Origin of the sequence: Kitasatospora sp. NPDC057542, assembly GCF_042801945.1 — a bacterium.
In the GTDB taxonomy this organism is placed as follows: domain Bacteria; phylum Actinomycetota; class Actinomycetes; order Streptomycetales; family Streptomycetaceae; genus Kitasatospora.
In genome coordinates, this window is sequence record NZ_JBHVFE010000762.1 from 1 (window position 1) to 2,220 (window position 2,220).

1 pseudogene is annotated in these 2,220 nt (G+C 71.3%); it reads left to right on the forward strand.

Features of this window, described 5'->3' with window-relative positions:
• Positions 1-75: 75 nt before the first annotated feature.
• Positions 76-2,220, forward strand: a pseudogene (locus ACFU7Y_RS43200) (hypothetical protein); the annotation flags it as partial.

Sequence of the window (2,220 nt, forward strand, 5' to 3'; positions counted from 1 at the left end):
GAGGGCCACCCGGCCCGCCGGCGCCGACGGCACACCGCTGCCCGAGAACCGTTCCACTCCGCCCGGAGGATGACCATGGCCGACCAGACGAACTACACCTGGGAACAGATGCTGAAGGTGTTCGCCGGGACGGACCACAGCGACGTCGCGCAGCGCACCGACGTGACCGGCCCCCAGTGGATCCAGGCCCGCTACCTGTACACGGACACCAAGGCCAACAACGACAAGCGCAAGGTCCAGAACGGCATCGCCAAGGGCGACGCCGGATACGACATGTGGGCCGAGTGGGTGTACCTGGTCGAAGGCGGCGGCACCTACAGCACGATCCTGGGCGTGACCTGCGACTGGCACTTCTGGGACGGCAAGCCCGACGACAAGACGCCGACCCCGTGGAGCCGGTTCAAGGCCAACCCGGGCGACATCATGGGCCCGTCGATCTGGGGGAGCTGCAGCGGCAACGAGGTCACGGCGCCCCCGACGCTGTGGGACGCCGCACGGATCATCGGCGAGGTCGACACCTTCTTCGTGGAGCAGCGGAGGAAGGTGAACGCCTGGTTCAACGACGTGGGCGGCTCGGACAGCGACTTCCAGGGCAGCGCGGCCGGCCGGTTCAAGGAGGTGCTGTACGGCCTGGAGAACGAGTTCATCGCCATGCACTTCGGGCTCAGCGGCGATCTCGGCGCGTACAAGGACCTGCCCAAGGAGGCGCCCAAGGACCCGCCCAAGGACGGGTCCACGAGCAACCCCATCGTCACCAAGCTGAAGGCGGCCGGGGACGCCCTGAAGCAGCAGCAGGCGAACATGTACTACCAGGGCTACGAGCCCTGGATGGGGAACTCCGACCTGCTGAGCTCCACGGGCGACGCCAAGGGCGAGCACTGGCAGTACACCGACGGCTCGAAGGGCGGCAGCTTCGCCTCGCCGTACACGTGCGTGCACTTCGCGTTCACCGAGCTGGTCAAGGACCTCACCGCGGTCCTCACCCTCACCACGATCAGCTACGAGGACGGGAGCCTCTCGGCCGACGCCACGGTCTCGGGTGGCGGGGTCACCCTGGCGACCAACGACAAGGGCGTCGACAAGGGAGCCCTGGACGCCTTCGTCGCGAAGCTGGAGGCCGCGGCGAAGAAGAAGTGGAACGACTGGGTCACCGAGAAGCTCGACTCGGCCGCGACCAACGCGGGGAGGCTCCTGAGCGACGCCTACGACGACGCGAGCAAGCTCCTGATCCCGATCAGGCCGGTCACGCTCGACCTGCCCAAGGACAAGGTCGAGCCCAAGACCACCCCCGACGGCAAGGACGGCAAGGACGGCGACGGGTCGAAGACCGACGTCAAGGGGCCCCCGGGGATCGGCGGCACCGGGGGCGGCGGCGCCGGCGGGGGCGGCGCTGGCGGGGGCGGCGCTGGCGGGGGCGGCACCGGAGGGATCGGGGGCACCGGCGGCGGGACGGGCGGCGGCAAGGGCGGAAAGACCGGCGGCATCGGCGGGACCGGCGGTGGCGGGACGACCGGCATGGTCCCGCTGCTGGACAAGGACGGCAAGCCGCTGCTCGGCAAGGACGGCAAGCCGCAGATGGTCCCGCCCGGCACCCGCGTCAACGACAAGGGCCAGCTGGTCGACAAGGACGGCAAGCCGCTGCTGGACAAGGACGGCAAGCCCCGGACCGTGCCGCCGGGCACCGTCGTGGGCCAGCCCGGTACGGGCTCCGGAGGCTCCACCACCGGGTCGGGCGGCACGGGCACCGGCTCGGGCGCGCCGTTCAAGGTGCCGCCGGGCTCGAAGAAGAACGACGACGGGACGGTCACCGGCCCCGACGGCACGCTGGTGCGGGACTCCAATGGCAACCCGGTGGTGCTCGGCAAGGACCGGACCATCGCCGAGGACGGCACCGTCAAGGACGCGAACGGGCGGCCGGTCTCGCAGTTCGAACAGCTGCTCACCGACGAGGAGCACGCCCTCTCCAGGGGCGCAGGGAGCATCCGCACCGGCGGGGGCGGCAGTTGGAGCGGACTGCCCGGCTCGATCGGCGGTGGCGGCATCTCCTTCGGCTCGGGCGGCTCCGGCGGAGCCGGGTCGGACCTGTTCGGCGAGCCGCGGGGCGGCGCCGCCCCGAAGACCGTCGGAGGTGTCTCCTCCGGCCCGGCGAACCTCGGGGTCGGCGGCAAGCTGGCCGAGGCCCTGGGCGTCAGGCCGACGGCCGAGGTGCCCGCCGAGGAG